This is a genomic window from Methylobacterium sp. UNCCL125 (genome assembly GCF_900116795.1).
GTDB classification, from domain to species: domain Bacteria; phylum Pseudomonadota; class Alphaproteobacteria; order Rhizobiales; family Beijerinckiaceae; genus Methylobacterium; species Methylobacterium fujisawaense.
In genome coordinates, this window is record NZ_FPBW01000031.1 from 32211 (window position 1) to 56032 (window position 23822).

At 69.4% G+C, this 23822-nt stretch carries 18 protein-coding genes; 8 read left to right on the forward strand and 10 right to left on the reverse strand.

Translation table 11 applies throughout. From position 1 onward, the window contains the following. Positions 1 to 446: 446 nt before the first annotated feature. Both BM396_RS25865 and BM396_RS25870 read left to right on the forward strand, forming a co-directional pair. Positions 447 to 2591: a M48 family metallopeptidase gene (locus BM396_RS25865; RefSeq protein WP_244538957.1), complete on the forward strand. Its 2145-nt coding sequence runs from the start codon at positions 447 to 449 to the stop codon at positions 2589 to 2591. Then, entirely contained in the window at positions 2588 to 3115 is a 528-nt protein-coding gene (locus BM396_RS25870; protein WP_244538958.1) for a hypothetical protein, read from the forward strand. Before BM396_RS25865 ends, BM396_RS25870 begins: the two co-directional genes overlap by 4 nt. A 336-nt stretch (positions 3116 to 3451) precedes the next feature. Here the strand turns inward: BM396_RS25870 and BM396_RS25875 are convergent, their stop codons facing one another. Together BM396_RS25875 and BM396_RS25880 are read right to left on the reverse strand one after the other, a co-directional pair. After that, entirely contained in the window at positions 3452 to 4078 is a 627-nt protein-coding gene (locus BM396_RS25875; protein WP_280142414.1) for a glycosyltransferase family 25 protein, read from the reverse strand. A gap of 210 nt (positions 4079 to 4288) precedes the next feature. Continuing rightward, complete coding sequence (locus tag BM396_RS25880; protein ID WP_244538960.1) at positions 4289 to 5638, reverse strand: O-antigen ligase family protein; 1350 nt, start codon at positions 5636 to 5638, stop codon at positions 4289 to 4291. Between the two features lie 418 nt (positions 5639 to 6056). Here BM396_RS25880 and BM396_RS25885 point away from each other — a divergent pair, with 418 nt between their 5' ends. The 3 genes from BM396_RS25885 to BM396_RS25895 all read left to right on the forward strand — a co-directional run bounded on the left by BM396_RS25885 (position 6057) and on the right by BM396_RS25895 (position 10921). Beyond that, positions 6057 to 6455, forward strand: coding sequence for a hypothetical protein (locus tag BM396_RS25885; RefSeq protein WP_043351879.1), 399 nt, complete (start codon positions 6057 to 6059; stop codon positions 6453 to 6455). A 193-nt stretch (positions 6456 to 6648) separates the two neighbouring features. Further along, a complete protein-coding gene (locus tag BM396_RS25890; protein ID WP_170867505.1) occupies positions 6649 to 7758 on the forward strand; it encodes an efflux RND transporter periplasmic adaptor subunit in 1110 nt (369 codons plus the stop codon). Next, on the forward strand, positions 7751 to 10921 hold the full coding sequence (locus BM396_RS25895) for an efflux RND transporter permease subunit (RefSeq protein ID WP_051976178.1): 3171 nt from the start codon (positions 7751 to 7753) through the stop codon (positions 10919 to 10921). Before BM396_RS25890 ends, BM396_RS25895 begins: the two co-directional genes overlap by 8 nt. 42 nt (positions 10922 to 10963) lie before the next feature. Here the strand turns inward: BM396_RS25895 and BM396_RS25900 are convergent, their stop codons facing one another. The 3 genes from BM396_RS25900 to BM396_RS25910 all read right to left on the reverse strand — a co-directional run bounded on the left by BM396_RS25900 (position 10964) and on the right by BM396_RS25910 (position 13612). Beyond that, positions 10964 to 11746 carry an ABC transporter ATP-binding protein gene (locus BM396_RS25900; protein WP_043385787.1) on the reverse strand — a complete coding sequence of 261 codons (783 nt, stop codon included), beginning with the start codon at positions 11744 to 11746 and terminating at the stop codon, positions 10964 to 10966. Positions 11747 to 11843: 97 nt separating this feature from the next. Next, entirely contained in the window at positions 11844 to 12623 is a 780-nt protein-coding gene (locus BM396_RS25905) for an ABC transporter permease (RefSeq protein WP_236952970.1), read from the reverse strand. Between the two features lie 8 nt (positions 12624 to 12631). Beyond that, complete coding sequence (locus BM396_RS25910; protein ID WP_043385867.1) at positions 12632 to 13612, reverse strand: aliphatic sulfonate ABC transporter substrate-binding protein; 981 nt, start codon at positions 13610 to 13612, stop codon at positions 12632 to 12634. A gap of 848 nt (positions 13613 to 14460) precedes the next feature. Here BM396_RS25910 and BM396_RS25915 point away from each other — a divergent pair. The 3 genes from BM396_RS25915 (at position 14461) to BM396_RS25925 (ending at position 18129) form a co-directional block, all read left to right on the forward strand. Further along, entirely contained in the window at positions 14461 to 14988 is a 528-nt protein-coding gene (locus tag BM396_RS25915; RefSeq protein ID WP_236952971.1) for a DUF4188 domain-containing protein, read from the forward strand. A 147-nt stretch (positions 14989 to 15135) separates the two neighbouring features. Further along, positions 15136 to 16491, forward strand: a complete 1356-nt coding sequence (locus tag BM396_RS25920; protein ID WP_244538961.1) for an LLM class flavin-dependent oxidoreductase — start codon at positions 15136 to 15138, stop codon at positions 16489 to 16491. A gap of 147 nt (positions 16492 to 16638) precedes the next feature. Then, entirely contained in the window at positions 16639 to 18129 is a 1491-nt protein-coding gene (locus BM396_RS25925; protein WP_043356402.1) for an HWE histidine kinase domain-containing protein, read from the forward strand. A 27-nt stretch (positions 18130 to 18156) separates the two neighbouring features. On the opposite strand, the gene BM396_RS25930 is transcribed toward BM396_RS25925, so the two are convergent. The 5 genes from BM396_RS25930 to BM396_RS25950 form a co-directional block, all read right to left on the reverse strand. Next, positions 18157 to 18711 carry a cytochrome b gene (locus tag BM396_RS25930; RefSeq protein ID WP_051976180.1) on the reverse strand — a complete coding sequence of 185 codons (555 nt, stop codon included), beginning with the start codon at positions 18709 to 18711 and terminating at the stop codon, positions 18157 to 18159. An 8-nt stretch (positions 18712 to 18719) separates the two neighbouring features. After that, positions 18720 to 19868 (reverse strand): acyl-CoA dehydrogenase family protein, encoded by a 1149-nt coding sequence (locus BM396_RS25935; protein WP_043385782.1) that lies wholly within the window; start codon positions 19866 to 19868, stop codon positions 18720 to 18722. Positions 19869 to 20148: 280 nt separating this feature from the next. Beyond that, positions 20149 to 21039, reverse strand: a complete 891-nt coding sequence (locus tag BM396_RS25940; protein ID WP_043356396.1) for a LysR family transcriptional regulator — start codon at positions 21037 to 21039, stop codon at positions 20149 to 20151. Between the two features lie 79 nt (positions 21040 to 21118). Next, positions 21119 to 21583 (reverse strand): nuclear transport factor 2 family protein, encoded by a 465-nt coding sequence (locus BM396_RS25945; RefSeq protein WP_043385780.1) that lies wholly within the window; start codon positions 21581 to 21583, stop codon positions 21119 to 21121. Between the two features lie 121 nt (positions 21584 to 21704). Further along, entirely contained in the window at positions 21705 to 23768 is a 2064-nt protein-coding gene (locus BM396_RS25950) for a 2Fe-2S iron-sulfur cluster-binding protein (protein ID WP_043385859.1), read from the reverse strand. Positions 23769 to 23822: the final 54 nt, after the last annotated feature.

The window sequence follows — 23822 nt, forward strand, 5'->3', positions numbered from 1 at the left end:
ACCGACAGGCCGACCGACCGCTCGGAATGCATCCGATGTCTTCGATGACCGCGCCGGCCGACCGCGCCGAATGGATCTGCGACAGCCGGAGCTGAGCCCGGAGCGCGAGACGCGCGAGATTGGACGGCGCTCATCACGGCCTTGCCCGCAGCCAGGTTCGCCGACGCGCACCGGCGGGACGCGCCGGCAGATCCGACTGAACCCGGCAGCATTCTATTGACGCGATTCATGGATTGGGTAGAAATCCCGAACCCATGTCGGATATCAGATCGATTGCGCCCAATCTTTATTGCCTCTCATCATGGTTATATCTGGTCCAATCTCGGTCTCCACGTTGACTGATCATCCGCGTGGCCAGCCTATTGGCTGGGCGCACGGCCATCGTGCCGACGACACTTCAGGAGCGAGCCATCGCCGAGGAAACGTCCCTGCCAGAGCGCTCGCGTATGCGCATCCTCGCGAGCCTCATCGCGGCCACCGTGTTGCTGCCCCTCGCAATCCTGCTGCTCGGACTCTGGCAGGGCCAGCGCGGAACCGACGATTGGAGGGAATTCGCGACCGAGCATGACCGGCTCGCCGCGGCTGTGGCGGATCTGGAGGCCCGCGCTCCCCGGGACGGGCGCCCCGATTTCCGCCTGCAGTTCCGCCACGACGGCCACCTCTATGGCGGCCCCTACGCCGTGGTGAAGGCGCGCGAGGCCCGCGACGAAGCCGGCACCCTCGCTGCGGTGATGGATTGGCGCCGCACGCTGCCGCCGGTGGCGGTCCTCGGTGGCGGCATCGCGGTAACGCTCTCCCTGCTCGTCCTGGCCGTCGGCGGTGTGCTCGGGCAGGTCGGACGCACCTCCCGCCAGACGCTGGTTCATGGCTTTTCGCTGGTGCGGCGGCTGCTCCCCGTCGTGCTCGCCGCTCAGATCGTCGCGGCGACCGCAGGCTTCGTCGCCATCGTTCTCTTCGAGGCAGGCTTGCTCATCCAGGGCGGCTTCACCGGCGGGGGCGCAAAGCTCCTGGGCCTCGCGGCCGCTGCGGCCGGCGGCACGATCATCGCCGCGGGGGGCGCACTGATCGGCCTGCGCCAAGCGCTCGTTGCCTTCGAGCCCGAGCCTCTGCCGATCCTCGGGCGCCAGATCGCGCCGGCCGAAGCTCCGGGTCTCTGGCGCCTCGTCGAAGCGATTGCCGATCGGATGGGCGCGCTTAAGCCCGAGGCCCTGGTCGTCGGCCTCACCGAGGGCTTCTTCGTCAGCGCGGGTCCGGCTGTACTCGAACCGGGCGGCACGCGTCTCGAGGGCCGGATCCTCTACGTACCGCTTCCCTATTTGGCCCTGATGCGCGTGGACGAGACGGCGGCGATCATCGGGCACGAACTCGCTCACTATGCCGGCGGCGACACCGCCTACAGTCAGCGCTTCCTGCCGATCTACACGGGCGTCGGGCGTTCCCTCGATGCGCTCCTGGAGCGCGAGCGCGGCGGTCTCGGCCTGCTCGGACCGTCGGTGCGGCTGGGCCTGTTCGTGATGGAGCGCTTTCACCTTGCCGTGCGCCATTGGAGCCGGAAGCGCGAATTCGCCGCCGATGCAGCCGGCGCGGCTGCGACCTCGTCCGCCGCCTCTGCCCGGGCGCTCCTCCGCTCCGGCGCCGTGCGTCCGGGCATCGTGGACGTTCTGGAGACCGCTGCCGCTGCGCCGGCCGCGGCTTCCTCCGATCTCGTGGCGGCGGCTCTCGACCGGGCGATGGCGCGCGGCCTCGACGACCCGGCAGCGCGTCTCGAAGACGGACAGGCCCACCCGACCGACACCCATCCGCCGACCCGCGAGCGCATCGCGGCCCTCGGCCTGGCGGTCAATGCGGACCTGCTGACGGCCGCTGGAGCCCCGCCTCCGGCTCGCGCCCGCGAACAGCTCGCAGCCTATTTCACCGATCCGTCCGGCCTGTGCCGGGCCGCAACGCAGGACTTCCTTGGCGCAGTCCAGGCGCGCGAGGCAGCCGCGCGCGCCCATCTGGAGGCCACCGCCGCGGAAGTCGGTCCCGAGGATCGGGTGCTGCGCGCCAGCCACCGTGCCCGTGGCCTCGTGCTCGCGGTGAGCGGCGGCTTCTTCGCCGCCGCGGCGCTGCCGCTCGCGCTGGTCCGCATCCCCGGCCTGTCGCCTTACGAGGCCCGCGTACTTCTGGTCGTGATGCTGGCCCTTGCCGCTGTTTTCTGCGTTGCCGGCGCCTTCGTGCTGGCGCGGGGGGAGCCGATCACCTTGATCCTGAGTCCGACCGGGCTGACGGCGCCGGGCCTCGACCGCGTGATACCCTGGGCGGCCATCGCGGATCTCGACATGACGCTGAGCCGCGGCGGGATCGCAATACGGCTGTTGCTGCTGCCCGGCGCCGACTGGCCGGAGCGGGCACCGGGCCGGCACGCGATGAAGCTCGACCCCAAGCGCCGCATCGTGACCCTCACGGTCGGGCTGCCGCGCAAGATGAAGCCGCAGGATTTCGCCGATCTGATCGCCCGCTATCAAGCGGCCCATCAGGCTCGCCGCCTTCTGGCCGAACGTGCGCCGATCGCGACCCCCGCCGTCCCTCTCGAAACCCATCCTGCTTGAGGATCGCCATGACTCCCCCTGCGAAGACAGAGGCCGAGGAAACCCTGCGGCTGCCATCGGAGCGCACCAGCTGGACCGTGATCTTCGGAGTGCTGTTCGGCTTCGTCCTGTTCAGCGGCATCCTGGCAGCCAGCGCGCTCTACACGGCCCCTGTCTTGATCTCGGACTGGCAGGTCCGCGAGACGGCGCAGCCTGTCCCGCGCGCACGGGTGGCAGATGGCAAGTGCAACGCCAAGCTCGTCATCCACATCTGCAATGCGACACTGACGCTATCCACGCCTCGGGGCAGCACGACACGGCGGGTGAACTACGTCTTCTCCGGCCCGCAGGCCGCCAATTTCGACCTCGTGGTGATGGCCGACCCGGCGCGGCCCGACATCGTCACCACAAATCTCGGTCTCGACCGGTTATGGAATCGGACCATCACCCTTCTCGTGATCGATGGAGCCATCTTGACCTGTATCGTCGGAGCGTTGGTGTCGATCATCCGCAACGGGCGCGCGGCCTTCCGGGTCGCCATGTGACCGGCAAACCGCTCGGCCGAACCACACCGGGCGATCAGGGGGGCTGCCGTTGCGCAAGCCGTCATTGGGACAGGATGCTGGTCTTCGCCGCGGCGGATGGCGGCCTCCGGCTGCGAACGTCGAGCGGACGCTTCCGCCGCGCATCACGGCGGACAGGTGGAGCGACAGACCCGGACAAACCCTCATTGAAACGTATGGTCATCCAGTATTAACGCACATAAAACGAATTTGTTTAAATATTTTTGACGGACGGGCAGCCTGCGCAGCCAGTCTTAAAATCGCAAAGACAGCGTACAATTGTCCCTCGGCCTGATCCGGGCTCGGGAACGGCTCATGTCACGCGAAGGGTGAAATCTCGTTCGTGAAGGTCATGTTGACGGGCATCTTTTCCGTCAGGACTCTGCGCCGCGCAGCAAGCAGGGGTTTGAATAGGGCATTGCTCTTCAAGAACGCGCCGAGCTTCGAGCCGGACTGGAAAATCGTGGACTCGAACGGCTTCAAGGCGACGACATTCGGTGAAATCACGCGACCGCGGGTGAGTGCGCCGTTCTCGAAGAAATAGTTCCAGTTGTCTGACGTGACCACGACGGGTCGATTGACGCGCAGGATCCCCTCGGCCGCCTCTCGCGTGATTACATAGGCGGCCGTGGAGCCGAGACCGCTCATCTGCATGGGCAAGCACAGGCGGTGTTTGCCGATCTGCACCGCATCGACGGTACTGAAAACCCCGATGTTCTTCGGCCAGTTGAACATCAAGACGACATCGCCCGGCCGAAGGGCGGCCTCGATGCCAGCCACGATCCCGTGGATCTGCGGCGGCAGGACGATGTCATCCTCGACGATGAGCGCATAGGGCAGATCGCGGGCGATCAGGCGTTCGTAGGCGGCCATGTGGGACATCGCACAGCCGATCTGCCCAGGTGACAGATGAGGCGGGGGCGGAACGCGCGGATCCGGGACCACGCCCTCGTACCCGGCAACCTCGAAATCCGGCCCCCAGGCTGCGGCGAGATGACGGGAGATGTACGCGTGCCGTTCCGGAAAACGACGCAAGGAAATTCCAAAACAATACATCGTGTTCACCTCTGTGTGGTGCCGGCTCACGAGACGGGGGGCCGTCGGAGTTCGTGGCTGCGTCCGCGTCCAAGCCCCGCCGCCTCAGTCAGACACGGCTCAAGCCCGAAAGGCCGCACGCCCATGAATCATCCGCCCCGCGACGTTCCCTGACCCCATGACCGGCAAGAGCGCCGCGAACAGGAGTTGGTGCAGACCGTGATTGATGAAGAGCGGGCATTCCAGGCAGATGAGGACGCAGAGCTGGCTCATGAACAGGATCGGCCAAGCCTCCACATATCCGGACGAGCGCGCGAAGTGCGCGATAACCCGGCGCCCCATATCGAGGAACGTCACCGTAAAGACGATGAGACCGACGATGCCGAACGCGACGATGGCGTCGATGAAGTTGTTGTGGAAAAACCAAAGCTTTTGCTTGGTCACGAAATGCAGATATGCGGCCGTTGTGAGCGGGCTATCCCAGTAAGCTCTGTATCCGACACCGATCAGCGGCTCGCGCCAGAATTGATCGAGTCCGAACTGCCAGAGGATCGTACGGCCCGTCAGCGTCTTGTCCTTGCCGAGGTCTGAGAGCAGGCTCGCCGAGATGTCTGCGCCTCGCGCGGCGAGCACGACAATGCCAATGCCCGCGAGTGCGATGACGAGGCCGAGGCAGAAGCCCGTCACGTGCTTGCCCTGCCGCCACGCGAAGATCGCGGCAAGGGGCGCCAGTCCCACCATCGCCGCCACCAGCGCCGTGGCCGAGTGGGTTGCCACGAGAAGCGCCAGCGCGAGGCCGAACCCCACAGCGGTGAGGAGTCGGTTCCAACCCTGGAGGAACAGGCAGGCTGCGCACAGGATCTGCAAGCTCGCCATGGAGCCCAGAACGTTCTTGTGTGAATAGATGCCGGCCCAGTCGCCGTTCATCCCGCGTGTGAGGCTCGGGGCCACGACCGTGAGGATGGCCGACAGGATCTGAGCGAACAGAAGACCCAGGAAGACAATCCGGATAATGCGCGACAGCCCCATCGTGGTGCGCAGCGCAATTCCGGCCACGATGGTCGCGAGCAATTGCAATCCGTAATAGGCCGAGAGGCCGGGTGTCAGGGACCACAGAGCCGACACGATCGCCAGGAGCGGCCAAGTCAGCAGCAGCAACCGACTTCCGAACAGGGTCGCGGCAAGGTCGCGGCGCAGGACCAGGAACACCAGGGCGGCGAGATCGGCGCAGGCCCAGATCAGCCTTTCGAGACCCGGCAGCTTGATCTGCTCGCCGATCACGGGCGCGAAGACGAACAGGGCGATCCACGGGATGGCGGCGACGCCGAGCTTCGGCATGGCATCGGTCGCGCCTTCGTCGCGCGCCGCGCCGTTCCAGCGAGGACCGACGCCGGACGGGCCGAACGGTGACCACGCCACGCCCGCCGCATGTCCGGTTTCGAGGGTGGCCAAGTCGCGTGGAAACGCCATCGTTCGATCTCGGGTCCCCGGATGAGGCAGTGCCATCTCGGACGCGCGAGACCTCTACGGCCCGACGCAGCCGCGGACTCGGCCCCTCGCGATCCGACGCTAGCCCGACCGATGCGGGCGCTGAACTCGACCAAACGAGGTAGGGGCGGCTCGCGCGGCGGACGCCGTTGATCGGCCGAACCGACGCCGGATCACGCTCCGGCGGCACCGCCCGAGTTACGATGCCGCACCCAGGCCCGGCGGGGCGCCCCATGCGCGCGCCCCCTGCGACGAAGGTCTGTTTTCATCAGCTCGGGGCACGTCAAACGCGCAGATGTCCCGATCGGACCCGACCGTTTCGAAGATCTTAGACAATCGGCACGGAACTCATGGGACGATTAGGCACTTGGACGTTCGTTGAATCTTGGAGGAGCGTTTGATGAAGGTCTCACGTCTGGCGGGCGCGGTTGCGCTTCTGGCCGTCGCTGCCGGTCCCGCTTTCGCGGCCCCGTGCAGCACTGGAACCACAAAATCGAAGACCCCTGATCAGCAGGCTTCCAACCCGAACAGCTCCGATGTCGACAAGTCGAGCAAGAATCTGGCCGGCGGCCAGCAGCCCGCCTCGCCTGGCACGGTCGGCGCCATGAACAACGCCGGCGCGACGCAGACCGCGGATCGACAGGCCCCGACCGATGCGGGTGCGAAGTCGAAGTCGACGGACCCGGCTGCCGCGAATCTGGCTGGTGGCCAGCAGCCCGCCTCGCCCGGCACAGTGGGCGCCATGAACAAGGCCGCTGCTGACAGGCAGACCGCGCCGGTCTCCGACGACGGCTGCTGATCCGAATCGTACCCTTTCCCGCTCTATGAAAGCCCGCTTCGCAGTGTCGAGGCGGGCTTTTTCGTTCCTGCCTGCCGGCCGCAGCGAACCCGGGCTCCCGATTGAGCGAACCGGTTTGAACCGGCCAAGTTCGGGTGTATCTGGCATCGAAACCGGGTAGATTCGGCAATCGAGGTTAGGGGAGGAGTGCGACGTGGGTGGTCGCCGGGCGATGCTGCTCATCGGAGGGATGGTGCTCGCCGCGGCCGGTCTCGCCGTCACGCCACCGGGCGAAAGGCTGCGGGCGGATGCGGGCCCCATCATCGCGGAGATGCGGGCGCGGGCAACGGCGCTCGTCCCCGATTGGCGCGATGGTCCACCTGCAGCGGCACAGCTTCCGGCGCCGCGCACCGCCGTCGAGGATGGACGGACGGTGGTGCGGCTGACGGCAATCGAGCGCGCGCGGATCGGGCTCGTGGCCGAGTCACGGCCAGCCGTGCTTCACCGGCAGGAGCTGACCGCCTACGGCAGCGTCCTCGACCTTGCCCGGATCACCGAACTCACCAACAGCTATGCGGGCGCCGTCGCGGCGCTCCAGACGGCGCGCGCCCGTGTCGAAGTCTCGGCCAGTGCTGCCCGCCGGGCCCGTAACCTCGGCGCCGGCGTGGTGGCGGTGGCGCAGATCGAAACCGCCGAGGGCACGCTTCTGACCGATCAGGCGTCGATGACGGTGGCGGAGTCGCAATTGCGGACGCTCGCCGCCACGGCGCGCCAGGAATGGGGTTCGGTGCTCGGCAAGGCGATCATCGAGCGGTCTCCGCTGGTGACGCGCCTGATCGAGCGGACCGATTTCCTCATGCAGGTCACCTTACCGCCCGGGGAGACGCTTTCCGAAGCGCCGCAGGCCGCCTTCGCCGAGGTGCCGCCCCAGAGCGCGCGGGTTGCCCTCCGGCCGGTCTCGCCCGCGACGCGGACCGATCCGCGGATCCAGGGGCAGAGCTTCTTCTACCTGGTCTCCGGCGACAGCGGCCTCCTGCCCGGCACCAGCACGATGGCGTTCCTGCCGGCGTCCCGCGCGGTCAAGGGCGTCCTCGTGCCGGAGGATGCCGTCGTCCACGGAGAGGGCGGCACCTGGGTGTATCGCGGCACCGGCGACGGCGCCTACGTGCGCCATCCGGTCCGGCCGGATGCCCCGATGTCGGCCGATGCCTTCGTCGTCGAGGACCTGCCGGACGGCAGCGAGATCGTGCTGCGGGGGGCGCAGGCGCTCCTCTCGGAGGAGATGAAGAGCCGCATCCGCGTCGTGGGCGACGACGATGACTGAGCCCTCCCCTGCAGCCGGCCGCGGCGGCGGTTTGCAGGCCGCCCTCGTGGGCTTCGCCGTCCGCCTGCCGCGGGTGGTCCTCGCGCTGGCCTGCGCGGTCCTGGTCTTCGGGCTCTACGTCCTCGCGGGGGCCCGGTACGATGTCTTCCCCGAGTTCGCGCCGCCGACTGTGACGATCCAGACCGAAGCACCGGGCCTCGATTCCGAACAGGTCGAGGTGCTGGTCACGCAGCCCGTCGAGGTGGCAGTCGGCGGCCTGCCGGGCCTGGAGACCCTGCGCTCCACCTCGATCCAGGGCCTGTCGGTGATCACCGCGGCGTTCAGGCCCGGCAGCGACGTCGACCGGATCCGCCAGCGGGTCAACGAGCGTCTGGCGGCACTGGCCGGCCGCATGCCCGACGGCGTGGCAGCCCCCGCCATGACCCCGCTCACTTCTTCGACGCTCACCGTCCTCCTCGTCGGGCTGACCGCCGAGGCCCGCGACGCCATGGACCTGCGCCAGATCGCGGAATGGACCGTGCGCCGGCGGCTCCAGGCGGTGCCCGGCATCGCCCAGGTCTCGCTCTATGGCGGCGGCGTGCGCGCCCTGCAGGTTCAGGTCCGCTCCGACGACCTGATCCGCTTCCAGATCGGCCTCAACGACGTCCTGGCGGCCGCCCGAAAGGGGACCGGCGTGCGCGGGGCGGGCTTCGTCGACACGCCGAACCAGCGTGTCCTGCTCCGGACGGAGGGGCAGTCCCTCACGCCGGAGGCGCTCGGACAGATCGTGCTGCACAACGACGGCGGGGCGAGCGTCGTGCTCTCGGATGTGGCCACCGTCACGGCCGCCCCGGAGCCGGCGATCAGCGCGGCCCTCGTGGACGGCAAGCCCGGCGTGCTGCTGATGGTCGGCGCCCAGGTGGGCGTCGACACGCGCGCCGTGACGGCCCGCCTGGAGGCGGCCCTGGACGAGCTGCGCCCGGTTCTGAAGCGCGAGGGCGTGAGCCTGCGGGCGGACCTGTTCCGGCCTGCGAACTTCGTGGATGTCGCCACGGGCAACGTGATCCAGGCGCTGGCGCTGGGCGGCGTGCTGGTGATGATCGTACTCCTCGTCTTCCTGGCGGATTGGCGGGCGGCGGTGATCAGTGCAGCGGCAATCCCGCTGTCGCTGATCACCGCCGCGCTCGTTCTCCAAGCCTGGGGCGAGAGCCTCAACACCATGACGCTGGGCGGGCTGGCCCTTGCCATCGGGGAGGTGGTCGACGACGCGGTGATCGGCGTCGAGAACGTCTCCCGCCGCCTGCGAGAGGCGCGGGGCGGACGGCGCAGCATCCCCCGCGTGGTTCTGGCCGCGATGCTCGAGGTGCGGACGTCGGTCGCCTACGCGACGCTCGCGGTGATCCTGATGTTCCTGCCCATTCTCGCGTTGACCGGCGTCGCCGGCCGGCTGTTCGGTCCGCTGGCGCTGGCCTACATCGCGGCGGTCGTCGCCTCGCTTCTGGTCGCGCTCACGGTCACGCCGGCCCTCGCGATCCTGCTCCTCGGCAGTCGTTTGACGCGCCATGCGGGCGCCGCTCCGCCCGACCCGCCGGTGGTGCGCTGGAGCCGGGCGGCCTATCTGCGGCTGCTCGCCGGCATCGGGCGGGTGCCGCGGATCGCCATGGCCGGCGCGCTGCTGGTCACCCTTGCGGGGGCCGCCATCCTGCCGACCCTCGGAGCGGTGTTCCTCCCCGACCTGAAGGAGGGACACATGATCCTGCACATGGTGGCCATTCCCGGCACCTCCCTGCAGGAATCGCAGCGGCTCGGGACCCTGATCACCGGCGATCTGAAGGAGATCCCCGGCGTGCGCGCCGTGGCGGCGCAGATCGGGCGCGCCGAGGCCGCCGAGGATACCGCCGGGCCGCATTACAGCGAGATCCACATCGATCTGGAGCCCGGCCTCGACGGGGCTGCCCAGCGCCGCGTCGAGGCCGGCATCCGGACGCTGATCGCCGGCTTCCCGGGGGCGGCCTTCTCGCTCAAGACCTTCCTCACCGAGCGCATCGAGGAGACCGTCTCGGGCTTCACCGCACCGGTCGTGGTCAACGTGATCGGCAGCGATCTCGACCGGATCGAGGCGGCGGCCCGCTCGGTCGCGCAGGAACTCTCGGAGGTGAAGGGCGCCCGGGACGTCCAGCAGGCCTCGCCCGCCGGGCTGCCACAGGTCACGGTGGCGCTGCGCCCGGTGGATCTGCGGCATTGGGGCCTCGATCCCGTGGAGGTGCTGGAGGCGGTGCGCACCGCCTACCAGGGCGACACGGTGGGCCAGACCTATCGCGGCAACGCCGTGTTCAACGTGCTGGTGATCCTCGACGCACGCGTGCGGGATCGCCTCAGCGCGGTGGGGGACCTGCCCCTGCGGGCCCCCGGCGGGCGCTATGTCCGCCTGTCGCAGGTCGCCGACGTCTACGAGAGCGCCGGCCGATACCAAGTGCAGCATCTCGGAGCACAGCGCGTGCAGGCGGTGACCGCCAACGTCGCCGACCGCGATCTGGCGGGATTCGTGGCGGCGGCCAAGCGCAAGATCGCCCGCGAGGTTCGGCTGCCCGAGGGGGTCTACGTGACCTTCTCGGGCGCCGCCGAGGCCCAGGCGGCCGCCCGCCGCGACCTCCTCGTCCATGCCGGGCTCGCCGGCTTCGGGATCGTGGTGCTCCTCGCCATGGTGACCGGTTCGGCGGCGAACCTGCTGCTGGTGCTCGTCAACCTGCCCTTCGCCTTCGTGGGCGGCGTGGCCGCGGCGGCGCTGACCGGCGGGGTCTTGTCGCTCGGCTCGATCGTCGGGTTCGTGACCCTGTCGGGCATCTCGCTGCGTAACAGCGTGATGCTGATCGCCCATTACGAGCAGATGGTCACCCGGGACGGGCGATCCTGGGACGCGGCCACGGCGGCGGAGGGCGCCGCGGACCGGATGGTGCCGATCCTGATGACCTCCCTGGTCACGGGTCTCGGCCTGCTGCCGCTGGCGCTCGGCGCCGGCGAGCCCGGCCGTGAGATCGAGGGCCCGATGGCGCTCGTGATCCTCGGCGGCCTCGTCACCTCGACGGTGCTGAACCTGCTGATCCTGCCGGTGCTGGCGCTCCGCTTCGCCCGGTTCCGGCGCGTGGATCCCGCGGATCTGGAGCTGACCGCGATCGGGTCCTGACGGCGGGCCGATCCGGCCTCGCGCCGCAGGTCGCCGCTGGTCCTACCACCAGCTCGCGCGGGTCTCGGGGGCGGCCGGCCGGTTGGCCGAGGCCGGGCGCAGGGAGTGATCGAGGGCGGCCAGCACGCGGCGCACGGCGTCCTCGTAGGTCGCCGTCACCGGTTCGCGCGGCCGGGCGAGCCCGATCGGCACGGTCTCGTCCAGGCGTCCCGGCCGCGGCCGCATTACCACCACCCGGTCGGCCAGGGTGACGGCCTCTCCGACATCGTGCGTGACGATCAGGATCGTCGGCTTCGACTCGGCCCAGAGATCGAGGAGCTGCTCGTGCAATCCCTTCCGGGTGAAGGCGTCGAGGGCGGAGAACGGCTCGTCGAGGAGCAGGACCCGCGGCCGCGCCACGAAGGCCCGGGCGATGGCCACGCGCTGCTGCTGGCCTCCGGACAGTTCCCGGGGCCAGCGGCCACCGTGCTCGGCGAGGCCGACCCGCTCCAGAGCATGGGTCACGCGCGCCCGGCGCTCGGACCGCGGGAGGTCGGCGAGGCCGAAGCCGACATTGCCGGCCACGTGGAGCCAGGGCAGCAGCCGCGGCTCCTGGAACACGACGCCGACGCTCGGATGGGGCGCGCGGATCGTCTCGCCGTCGACCTGCACGGCGCCTTGGCTCGCCTGATCGAGCCCCGCGATCAGCCGAAGCAGCGTCGTCTTTCCGCAGCCCGAGCCGCCGATCAGCGCGACGATCTCGCCTTGCTGGACCGACAGGTCGATGCCCGACAGGGCCCGCGTGCCGTCGGCATAGGTCTTGGAGAGGTCGTCGACGGTCAGCACGGGCGTCTCTCGCGCGGTCGCGGGATGGGGATCGGATTGGAACCGCGGCGCGGGACCGTCCCCGGTTCCGCGCCGCGCGTCAGCCCCAATCCTGCGGTCACAGGCTGTCCCGCACGGTATCCTGCCATCGGGTCAGGGGCCGTGTCAGCGTCAGCAGGGCCATGTCGGCCGCCTTGCCCACGAGGGCAAAGGCGATGATCGCCGCCACGATCTGATCCGGCTTGCTGAACTGCTGGCCGTCCACGAGCAGATAGCCGAGGCCCTCGGAGGCGCCCATCAGTTCCGCCGCCACGACGAACAGGAAGCCGAGACCGAGCCCCGTGCGCAGGCCGACGAGGGTCGCCGGCAGCACGGCCGGCAACAGGATCCGGCGGGCGAGGGCAAGGCGGGACAGGCGGAAGATCCGCCCGACCTCGACCAGCTTGCGGTCCACCGAGGCGATCGCCCCCGAGACGCCGACATAGACGGGGAAGAACACGCCCACGGCGATCAGCAGCACCTTCGGCGTCTCCAGGATGCCGAACCACAGGATGAAGAGCGGCACCCAGGCCAGAGACGGGACGGCGCGCAGGGCCTGCAGGCTCGGATCGACGAGCCAGCGCAGCAGCGGGATCGTCGCGACGAGGGCACCCGCGATGATCCCGGCCGCCGCCCCGCACAGGAAGCCGAGGCCGACCCGCACGAGGGTCGCCTCGACGTGAAGCCAGAGATCGCCCGACACCGCGAGCTCCCAGAGGGTCGCGCCGATCCGGCTCGGCGGCGGGAGCAGCCGTCCGGAGGCCGCGCCCGTCGCCACCGCGATCTCCCAACCGATCGCCGCGACGAGCGGCAACAGAAGCCCCAAACCCGCGCGGCCGCCCCGCCGCAGCAGCGGCACGCTGCCGCTCACTGTCCGGCGACGGGATTGAAGCGCGCGTCGAGCAGGCCGTCGACGGCCGCGGCCACGTCGGTACCCGCCGGGATCACGCCCGCCTGCTGCAGGGCTGTTCCGGCCGCCTTGATCGACTGGGCCTGGGCTGCGCCGATCGCCGGCTGGGACAGGTCGGTCCGCTCGAGCTGGCGGGCGATCACCGGCTCGGGCAGCTTGGTGGCCGCAACGAGGGACGCGGCGAGGGCCTGGGGGTTGGCGAGCGCGTAGGCGCGGGCCCGCTCGTAGGCGGCGATCACCGTCCGGACGAGGTCGGGATGGGCCGTCGCGAACTCCTCCCGGACGTCCAGCAGGCCCCAGGTGTTCGCGGCGGCATCCCGGTAGAACAGCACATCACCGTTCTCGATCTCGGCGGCCGCCATCATTGGATCGAGGCCGGCCCAGGCATCGACGTCGCCGCGATCGAGGGCGGTCCGGCCGTCCGGATGCTGCAGCAGCACGAGCTTGGCGTCGCGCTCGGTGAGGCCGGCGCTCTGGAGCGCGCGGATCAGGAAGATGTGCGGATCGGTGCCCCGGGTGACGGCGACGCGCTTGCCCTTGAGATCGGCGGGCTTGGCGATGCCGCTGTCCTTGCGGGTGACGAGCGCCGTCCATTCCGGGCGCGAATAGGCGTAGATCGCCTTGATCGGATTGCCGTTGATCCGCGCCACGAGGGCTGCGGCGCCAGCCGCCGAGCCGAAATCGATGGCGCCGGCGTTCAGGAATTCGAGCGCCTTGTTGGAGCCGAGCGACTGGACCCAGCGGACTTTGATGCCCCGCGGCGCCAGCGCCTCCTCGAGGAAGCCCTTCTCCTTCAGGAGCAGGCCGACCGGATTGTAGGTCGCCCAGTCCAGGCGGACCTCCTTCGGATCCTCGGCCCGGGCCTCGCGCGGCGAGAGGCTGCCCAGGCACGCCAGGGCGAGGCCGGCGGCCAGGAGGGATCGGCGGTTCGGGATCATGAAGCGGGCCTGGCGTCTGTAGCGGGTGCGGCGGGAGGCGTTCGGTCTGCGGCGCCGTAGCACAGGTCCCGGTTCGCGGTGCGATCCGAGCCTGTTCCTTCGAGGCGGCCGCGTTCGGGGAGTCAGCAGCGGCGGCAGATCAGCCGGACGGGTCTTTCGGACCGCGGCGAGGTTCGGGCGCGAACCGTCCACCCGATCCGGACGGCGTCCCTGTTCGTCCCGGGGACATGACCGGACCGCCCATGCGTCTTCATCTTCCCTGCGCTGCCCTTACCGTGACAGTGAATACAAGATCCTGTCGGTCGGCCAAGGAGTCAACGAAACGGCTTTCTCTACTTTGCTGAATGAAAGCAAGAATGTTCGTCATTTTGCGACGGCACGAGAATATTTTGCGCTTGAACGGAGCGGCGATGCCACTGCGGTTCTCCGACCCTTCTCGGCGCCCATTCAGGTCAGCGAGACGCCCTGCGTCCGACGACGGGGGCCGCTCGGCGCCATCGGGGACGTGCGCGGCGCGCAAGCGTGTCGAGCCTCCTGGCGGTCGCGCATCCCGGTTCATCGCGGCCGGTCTGCGCCACGCCGAATCCCGGGCGGACGTCCGGCAGCCGGCGTGCCCCGGCCTGAACCGACGTCGGATTGGATGCGACCCTCCCGCATCGTCGATGGCAGAGCGGGCTGCGTCGTCCCCCCGGGGGCCCGGCACATGGCGTCGGGATCGGCCTTCGTCATTCATCGCTCGATCACGAGATGTGCCGACCCTTCGTGCGCGAATATTGATTTGCAGAAAGGCCGGTGAATATTATCGGTTTACGGGTTCGGGCGAGTCACGCGGCGATACAGGCGCGATCATGGGGACGAGCATGGGCGCGAACCGGCACGAGCGGGTCCCGGACTTCTCGGGCTATCCGGATCTCGTCGTGATCTATCTCGGCATGAAGGTCCGGACGCTCGCCGGCGTCAGGACTCTCCTCGGCTTCGGACCGCGCATCGCCACGGTCGGCGCAGAACGCCCGGACGGCCTGCTGCACTACGAGAACAACATCATCTTCAGCCTGCGCCCGCTGCATCTGGGCATGCGTTGGTACTGGCGCGACATCGACAGCATGGTCGCCTGGGCGAAATCCGAGCCCCATCGGATCTGGTGGCGGGATTTCCTGCGGGACACGCGCGGCGTCGGCATCTGGCACGAGACCTACCACATGCGCGGCGGCATGGAGGCGATCTACAACGCAGTCCCGGGCGCGGTCGGTTTCTCGGCCTTCATGCCGATGCAGGAGGCGCGCGGCTCCCTGGCGACGCGGCACGCGCGGCATGCCACGTCCGATCTGCACGACCTTCCCTCAGGGAATGCGCCGGAAACGTCCGTGTCCCGCTGACGCGCGCCACGGGCCCTGCCCCGGTGCCGGCCGGTACCGTCCCAGCGGAAGCGGGATGAGCCTCGCGCGTGCAACGCTGGGTTCGCGTGCACGGGTGGGTCGGCTAGACTCCGGCCCGCTCACGCGGCACGGAGCAGATCAGCCTCGATGACGGTCGGTTCGATGAGACAGGGCACCCTGCGCCTCGGCGCATTCTTCTACGCGACCGGCCACCATGTTGCGGGCTGGCGCCATTCCTCCAGCGAGGCCGACGGCGGTCTGGTCCTCGAGCGCTATGTCGGCTGGGCGCAGCGGGCCGAAGCCGCCAAGTTCGATCTCATCTTCCTCGAGGACGGCACCGGCATCCGCGACCTCGATCTCCGCTCCAGCGAGCGCACCGCGCGCTCCACCCATTTCGAGCCGGTGACGCTCCTGTCGGCACTCGCGGCGGTGACGAGTCGGATCGGTCTCGTCGCCACCACCTCCACCAGCTTCAACGAGCCCTACAACGTCGCGCGCCGGTTCGCGTCCCTCGACCACCTCAGCGGTGGACGGGCCGGCTGGAATCTCGTCACCTCCGCGACCGACGCCGAGGCGGCGAATTTCGGCGGCGACCGGATCGCCCGCCACGCCGACCGCTACGAGCGCGCGGAGGAGTTCGTGGACGTGGTCCTCGGCCTCTGGAACACCTGGGACGATGGCGCGGTGATCATCGACCGCGCCAGCGGGCAATTCTCGAAGCCGGATGGCTTCCGCCCGTTGAACCACCGCGGCAGCCATTTCGAGGTACGCGGCCCGCTCAACATCTCGCGCACCCCGCAGGGACAGCCCGTGCTGGTGCAGGCCGGCTCCTCCGGGCCCGGCAAGGATCTGGCGGCGCGCACCGCCGAGATCGTGTTCACGGCCAATCAGACGCTGGAGGAGGCGGTGGCCTTCTACGGCGACCTGAAGGAGCGGATGGCGCGGTTCAGCCGCGCCCCGGACGATCTGAAGGTGATGCCGGGCCTGTTTCCCGTCGTCGGCCGCAGCGAGGCCGAGGCGCGGGCGAAGTTCGAAGCCCTGCAGGACCTGATCGATCCCGTCGTCGGCCTCGCGCTGCTCGGACGCATGATCGGCGGCCACGACCTGTCGGGCTACGATCCCGACGGGCCCGTCCCGGAATTGCCCGAGACGGACGGCATCAAGTCCCGCCAGCAGCTGATGGTCGATCTCGCCCGTCGCGAAGGTCTGACCCTGCGTCAGCTCTACCTGCGCATCGCGGGCGCCCGCGGCCACTCGCAGATCATCGGCACGGCCGCCCAGATCGCGGACGAGATGGAGGAGCGGTTCCGGGCTGGCGGGGCGGACGGCTTCAACATCATGCCCCCGACGCTGCCCGGCGGCCTCGAGGATTTCATCACGCTGGTCCTGCCGGAGCTTCGCCGGCGCGGCCTGTTCCGCACCGAGTACGAGGGCCGAACCCTGCGGGACCATCTCGGGTCGCGCCCGCCGGCAGGATTCGGGCCTCATCCAGCCAGGACCTAGGGGTGGCGGCCGGTCGCCGCGTGCAGCGACCGGCCTGCGGCGTCTTGGCCATTAAGATGATTGCGCACAAGCGATAATCCCTGTGATACGAGGAGCCATCACGGTCGAAGGCCGCCATGTGCAGGTCGTGGCAGGGGCGACGGGGCATTGACGGATCAGCAGGAACGCACCCGCTTCGAAGCGGAGTTTGCGCGCATCGGCGCGAGTTCCGACCCGTTCGTATCCGCCGTTCGGGCGACGCGGATGCCGATGCTGATCACCGATCCCAATCAGCCGGACAATCCGATCGTCTTCGTCAATGCCGCCTTCTCCACGCTGACCGGTTACGCCCATGACGAGATCATCGGGCGGAACTGTCGGTTCCTGCAGGGGCCCGAGACCAACCGCGCCGATATCGCCAAGATCAGAGCGGCCATCGCGCGCCGGGTGCCGATCGAGATCGAGCTGTTGAACCATAAGAAGAGCGGTGAGCTCTTCTGGAATCGGCTCCTGATCTCGCCGGTCTTCGATCGCGACGGTGAGCTGACCTATTTCTTCGCGTCGCAGTTCGACGTGACCCTGGAGCGGGACAAGCTCGCGCGGATGCATCGCGACCGGCTGGCGCTGGAGCTGGAGGTGGAGCGTCGCACCAGCGACCTCACCCGCAGCGAAGAGCGGCTGCGCTTCATCCTGAAGGCCGGACGCTTCGGCTCCTGGACCCTCGATCTCGCCGACATGCGCCTGGTGGCCTCCGAAACCTGCAAGGAGAATTTCGGACGGGCGGCCGACGACCCCTTCAGCTACGAGGATCTGATCGCGGCGATCGATCCCGAGGACCGCCCGCGCATGCAGGCGGCGGTGCAGACCTCGATCCGCGAGCACAGCGACTACGACATCGAGTACCGGGCGCGCACGCCGCGTGGCGAGCTGCGCTGGCTGCAGATCCGCGGCCAGACCTTCTACGACGCGGTCGGCCAGCCGCTGAGCATGGCCGGCGTCTCCATCGACGTGACCGAGCGCAAGCGCGCAGAGGAGCATCGCACCCTCCTGGCCGACGAGCTGAACCACCGGGTGAAGAACTCGATGGCGACCATGCAGTCCATCGCGCACCAGACTCTGCGCAACGCATCCTCCGTGGAGGAAGCGCACAAGACCCTCGACGCACGGCTGCAATCGCTCTCGGCCGCCCACGACGTTCTGACCCGCGAGAGCTGGATCGGCGCCACGCTGACCGTGATCGTGGAGGGCACATTGCAGCCGTTCCGCGGCGGCGCGGGGCAGAGGTTCCTGATCAACGGCCCGGAGGTGTGGCTGACGCCGCGCCTGACCCTCGCCTTCACGATGGCTCTGCACGAGCTGGCGACCAACGCGGTCAAGTACGGCGCCCTGTCGAACGACAGGGGACGGGTGATCCTGAACTGGGACGTGGTGGATGGGGCGAGGCCAGCCCACCTCTGGTTCCGTTGGGAGGAAATCGGCGGACCTGCGGTGACGGCGCCGGCCCGCGGCGGCTTCGGCACGCGCCTGATCGAGCGGGCGCTGGCCGCCGAGATGGGAGGCTCGGCGGAAATCGAATACCGCCCCCGCGGCGTCGTCTTCACCCTGGACGCGCCGTTGCCCGACCGGAGACCCGCCGCAGCGGAGGACCCGACGGCCTGAGGACCTCGAGCGCCGGCGCGCCGCCGTTCACGTCATGCGCGTCAGGACAGCCTCGTTCCAGAACCTGCGATGCAGGAAGGCCATCGCGGCATGGCCGAGGACGACCGCCAGGAGCGTGAAGCCCAGCCAGTAATGGAACAGATCGGCGGGAAACATCATCCAGGCGATCTTCGTGTCCCGCTCCGGCATCAGGGGGAGGCCGTAGGGCGCGAAGGGCTTGCCCGAACCGTACTGGCGCAGAAGCGCGAGGCCGGGGACGAGGATCATCAGCAGATAGATCAGGCCATGACCGGCCACGGCGGCGCGCCCCGGAGCGCCCGGATGCGACGGGCGCCGGTGGAGATTCGCGAGTCCCCAGGCCCCGCGCAGGAGCACGAGCACGAACAGCGTGAAGCCAAGGGTGAAGTGGCTCCCGCCGACGAGGCGCGTGAGCGCGGTGTCACCGATCGCGACGTAGAGCAGCGCGCCCGTGAATTGCCACGCGAAGAGGGCGGCCATCAGCCAGTGGAAGCCGCGGCTGATGCGGCCGTAGCGGTGCGGGGTGTCCAGCCAGACACTCTGCGGCGCGGCTTCGCGGCTCATCGGGCTGGTCATGCCGCCGTCTCGGTCCACAGGTCTCCGGCCATGGCGTCGGCTTGCAGGATCTCGGACGCCGCGGCGGTGAGCGCATGATCCGGTCCGGGCTGGCGCAGATAGGTGGCGAGGTCGCGCGCGAGCCGCTCCAGCCTATGGCCGCGCATGAATCCCTGCAAGCCGACCGAGCGCTGGGCCAGCTGGAGGACATCGAGGCCGGCGCGCTCGACCGCGAGGCGGACCAAGTTGATGTAGGCGACCACGCGTGCGGGCGGCATCCCGGCGTCCGATGCGACCTGCGCGCCGCGCTCGATCCAGAGCCGCGCCCCCTCGACCGCGATGGCTCCCTCGCCGAGGCGGGCCAATTGGTGCGGGTCGCCGCCCCGGCCGGTCCGGTTCAGGTGGCCGCGCCAAGCATCGAACACGGCTTCGATGCCGCCAAGCTGGACCGCAGCAAAGCGCCACGCGCCGCCCGAGAAGGCCGGCTGCTGGAAATAATCGTCGGGCTGGCCCAGGATGTCGCCGGCATTGACGGCGAGACCGGTGAAATCGACCGTGCCGGTCGCCGAAGCGCGCATGCCCTGCGCGCGCCAGGCCGAGAGATCGGCCCGGGTGCCGGCTTCGAGCGGCACCACCATCATCGCCACGCCGGCCCGGTCCGGATGCCGGGCGGTCACGAGGGCGCGGGTGACGTAGCCGGCGCCCGACGCGAAGGTCTTCACGCCGAGGAGTTGTCCGTCGGTATCGCGCGCCTCGACCCGCAAGCCGCCCTCGGCCGGCTCCGTATTCCAGACTCCGAACAGATGACCGGCGCGCGCGTCGGCGAACAGGCGGCTTCGCTGGTCGGGCGTGCCGTACCGGGCAATGAGCTGGATGGCGTTGACGTGTCCCTCGTAGAGTCGGCCGAGGGCGAGGCTGCCGTAGCCGACCAACCGCAGAACCTCGGCCAGGGCGCCGGCTCCCGGCTCCGTCCCCAGGCCGGCCCCGCCCTTTTCCACCGGGACCGGGGCGGCGAGCAGCCCGAGCCGCGCGAGATCGGCAACATCGTCCTGCGGGAAGCCGCCGTCATGGTCCTGGGCATCCGCGCGCGCCGCGGCGGCGGCGGCAATGGTTCGGGCGGCCGCCTCGGAATCGTAGATCGGGTCCAGACGGGTCCACTGGTCCATGCGTCTTTCCCCTTCAGGTCGCGGCCGGGCGCGGCGGAGTGCGCAGACCGCACCACCGATCCATGCACGCTGAGCGCCTAGCATCGCGATCCGCGCGGCCCGTTACAGGAGCGCAGCTGCGCAGGGTCGAGCGCTCGGATGTCGTCACGTCTCGCCTCCTACCCGCACTGGATGCGGAAGATCATAGAAAGCTAACCTGAGAGTGAACCACCCTTTCCTCATCCGGGGCTGCGACCAATGCGACCGCACTCGGCCGGGTCGGCGGCTGCGCCGCGATGGTTCAGTTCAAAGTCCGGTTGGCGCGCAGCTGCGACACCGCGAGGTCGACGAAGGTCCGCACCTTCGCGGGTGCGCGCCGGCCTTCGGGATACAGCACGTGGACGGGTATCGGTGCCTCCTCGTACTCGTCGAGCACGATCCTGAGGCGGCCTTCGAGCAGATCCGGGCCAATCTGGTAGTGCAGGACCCGCGTCAGCCCCCAGCCTGACCGGGCGGCGGCGATCGGAACCTCGTTGGTGTTGCTCTGAAGGGTGGGATGGACGACCACCCGCTCGTTCCCCGCGAACCGCCATTCCGGCGACGCCCAGGCGCCGGTGGAGACTGCGATCCGGTGCCGCTTCAGATCCGCCGGCGTCGTCGGCACGCCGTGGCGCGCGAAATAGGCCGGGGCGCCGCAGATGACATGGCGGACCGACCCGACCCGGGCCGCCGTCAATCCGGAATCGGTCAAGCGGCCGATCCGGATCGCGACATCGATCCCTTCCTCGACGATGTTGACGGGCCGATCGACGAACAGGGTCCGCGCCGACATGGTCGGGTAGGTGTCGAGGTAGTGGGTCACGATCGGGAGGACGTGCATCTTCCCGAACAGCACGGAGGCCGTGACCGCGAGCGTCCCCGAGGGCGTCGCATTGGAGCCGGCCGCCGCCGACTCGGCCTCGGCGATGTCGGCCAGGATCCGCCGGCAATCCTCGTAGTAGCGGCTGCCCGCCTCCGTGAGCTTCACGGAGCGCGTCGTCCGGATCAGGAGCCGGGCGCCGATGGTCTCCTCGAGGGCCGCCACAGCACGCGTGACGGCCGGCGGGCTCATGTGCAGGAGGCGGGCGGTCTGCGCGAAGCTCCCCGTCTCGGCGACCTTGGCGAAGACGCGCATGGTTTGCCAACGATCCAAGGCCTCGCTCCTGGGCTTCGCGAAACGGACCGCGCCGCCGACGCCCGGTCCAGGCTCCCCTCACCCGCCGGGCCGGTGATCAGAACCCGAAATGGCTCAGGCCCGGATGATCGTCCGGCCGGCGTCCGAGGGGCCAGTGAAACTTGCGGTCCACTTCCGCGATGGGCAGCTCGTTGATGCTGCTGTGCCGGTAGCGCATCAGCCCGTCATCGGCGAATTCCCAGTTCTCGTTGCCGTAGGCCCGGAACCAGTGGCCGCTGTCGTCGTGGTACTCATAGGCGTAGCGCACGGCGATCCGGTTACCGGTGAAGGCCCAGAGCTCCTTGATGAGGCGGTAGTCGAGCTCCCGGTTCCACTTGCGGGTCAGGAAAGCCTCCACCTCCGCGCGTCCGTTCAGGAACTCGGCGCGATTCCGCCAGCGGGTATCGGTCGTGTAGGCCAGGGCGACCTTGGCCGGGTCGCGGCCGTTCCAGCCATCCTCGGCGAGGCGGACCTTCGCGATCGCGCTCTGCTCATCGAAGGGCGGCAGCGGGGGACGGGACATGGTGTACTCCTGGGGTGCGCGAGGTTGCGGGACCCGGGCCCGATATCGACGCCGCGCACAATGATCGGCCGCCGACGATCCCGGAAGGTGGAAAACGGAGTCGGGTGAAGCGTGCCGGGCGTCACAGCGCGAGCTGCACCCGGTCCGTGCCTTCGGCGGGCACGGCCGAGCAGATCAGCACTTCGTCCTCAGTTACGGCGGCGCTCGGTTCCTTGCGATAGGTCACGGCGCCGGCGAGCAGCTTTGTGCGGCAGGTCCCGCAACTGCCTTCCCGGCAACTGAAGGCGGGTGCGAGGCCGCGGGCTTCGGCGAGGTCGAGGAGGCTACCGGACTCGGGGGTCCAGCGCGCCTCCTTGCCGGTGTCGAGGAAGGCGACGGGCACCGGTTTCGTTGAGGGTGGCGGGCGGGGCGGCGCGACGCCCTCCGACCCCGCCGTCCGGACCAGCGCAGACGGGCCGAACGCCTCCGCGTGGATCCTGTCGTCCGACACGGTGTAGCCGCGCAACCCGTCATAGAGCGCCTGCGTGAAGGTCGGCGGCCCGCACAGGTAGAAGTCGTAATCGGCGAAAGCCAGGAAGCGCGTGAGCAGCGCCATGTCGATCCGGCCCGCGGCCTCGTAATCGACGCCGGCCCGGGCATCGGAGACGTCGCTCAGGACGCGCACGATCCGGACGGAGCCCTGTGCCGCTGCGGCCAGCTCGGACAATTCCGCGTCGAAGGCGCGATCGGACCGCGCACGTGCGGCGTAGATGAGCGTGGTCGGTCGGATGTTGCGGGTGCGCAAGCCCTCGTAGACCACGTGCCGGAGCATCGCCAGGAGCGGCGTTATCCCGACGCCGCCGGCCAGCAGCACCGCGGGGCGCGCCGCGTGGGCCTCGAGGGAAAAATCGCCGCCGGGCGCCCGCGCCTCGATGATGTCCCCAACCTGAAGGCGGTCGTGCAGGTGCTGCGAGACGATGCCGTCGCGCTTCACGCTGATGCGGTAGGTCGGGTCGGAGGGCGCGACCGAGAGCGTGTAGGTGCGGATCACCGGCGCGTCCGCTCCGGGCAGCGTCACGCGGATCGGGAGATGCTGGCCCGCACGGTGCGGGAGCCGTCCGGCTCCGTCGTCCGGAGCCAGATGGAAGGACCGGATGGAGCGGCTCTCGTCGGTGATCTTCGTCACCCGGAAGGGCCGCCAATGCGCGGCACGCTCGGTCGCCCGGACGCGATCGGCCGCCTCCACCCAGTCGCCGGTCATCAGCGCGTTCGGCGACCATCCATCCGCCTGGAACGACCACCGCAGCGGGAGGGCGCCCCGCCGACAGATGACCCGGCGCGGCCGGAAGCTCCAGAGACGCTCGGCGCCCTGGAAGGCGGCGAGCTCTGGCGAATCCAGGATCACGGCGGCGTCGCCGGTCAGGTGGAGAAGATCACCCGTCGCGAAATCGGTGAAGACCAGCCCTGCCCTGCCGTTGAGGTGGATGTTGCCGAGGGTGGCGAAAAACAGGTTTCCGGCGAAGTCGGGGATCGTGAGCGTACCGTCCGCAGCGACACGGACGAAGCCCGCCTTGCCGCCGCGATGCGAGACGTCGACCTGGCGCCGGCCCTCGCGGTCGGCATACGACGCCACGAAGAACGTGTCGGCCGCCGCGATCAGGGACCGCGCCGCCTCGTCGAGATCCGCGCGCTCCTCGACCGGGGCAGCGACGGGCGCGCGAAGATCCCCGAGGACGGTCATGTCGCGGAGCTGGATGTACTGCGGACAGTTTCCGAAGCTCTGATCGACGTCGAAGTGCAGGATCCCGCCGGCCGTGGACCGGACGATCCCGTTGACGCGGTTCCGTCGACGGCTGTGCAGCTCGATCCCGAGGAGACCGATCGCGTCGCCCTCCCCCGTACCCTCAGCCGCGGGATCGCCCGGGTCGGGCCGCACGGCGATGTCGAGGGCCGTCGGTGTCGGTGAGGTGATGAAGCCCGGGCCGCCGGCGAGAAGCGTGGCCCAGGCATCGCCGCGCCGGTCGACGCTGCCGAGAACGACGAAGGGAATCTGCGCATAGAAGGCGCGGTGCTGATCGGGCATGAAGTCCCGCACCACCCTCTGTCCGATCATTTCCATCCGTTCGGCGGCGCCGACCGTCTCCTGAATGGACTTTTCGCCGGCATGCCAGGTCGGCAGCTTCGCAAAGGTCTGACCGTCATCCATCATGGCGCCCTCCGCTCGATTCCGCTCCCGGATGCGGTTGCATCCAGGCCTGCC

Excerpts from the sequence above, each read along its gene's own strand:
- BM396_RS25865 (WP_244538957.1), top strand. The coding sequence starts at position 447 with ATGCGCATCCTCGCGAGCCTCATCGCGGCCACCGTGTTGCTGCCCCTC.
- BM396_RS25880 (WP_244538960.1), bottom strand. The coding sequence starts at position 5,638 with ATGGCGTTTCCACGCGACTTGGCCACCCTCGAAACCGGACATGCGGCG.
- BM396_RS25885 (WP_043351879.1), top strand. The coding sequence starts at position 6,057 with ATGAAGGTCTCACGTCTGGCGGGCGCGGTTGCGCTTCTGGCCGTCGCT.
- BM396_RS25895 (WP_051976178.1), top strand. The coding sequence starts at position 7,751 with ATGACTGAGCCCTCCCCTGCAGCCGGCCGCGGCGGCGGTTTGCAGGCC.
- BM396_RS25910 (WP_043385867.1), bottom strand. The coding sequence starts at position 13,612 with ATGATCCCGAACCGCCGATCCCTCCTGGCCGCCGGCCTCGCCCTGGCG.
- BM396_RS25915 (WP_236952971.1), top strand. The coding sequence starts at position 14,461 with ATGGGGACGAGCATGGGCGCGAACCGGCACGAGCGGGTCCCGGACTTC.
- BM396_RS25920 (WP_244538961.1), top strand. The coding sequence starts at position 15,136 with ATGACGGTCGGTTCGATGAGACAGGGCACCCTGCGCCTCGGCGCATTC.
- BM396_RS25930 (WP_051976180.1), bottom strand. The coding sequence starts at position 18,711 with ATGAGCCGCGAAGCCGCGCCGCAGAGTGTCTGGCTGGACACCCCGCAC.
- BM396_RS25935 (WP_043385782.1), bottom strand. The coding sequence starts at position 19,868 with ATGGACCAGTGGACCCGTCTGGACCCGATCTACGATTCCGAGGCGGCC.
- BM396_RS25945 (WP_043385780.1), bottom strand. The coding sequence starts at position 21,583 with ATGTCCCGTCCCCCGCTGCCGCCCTTCGATGAGCAGAGCGCGATCGCG.
- BM396_RS25950 (WP_043385859.1), bottom strand. The coding sequence starts at position 23,768 with ATGGATGACGGTCAGACCTTTGCGAAGCTGCCGACCTGGCATGCCGGC.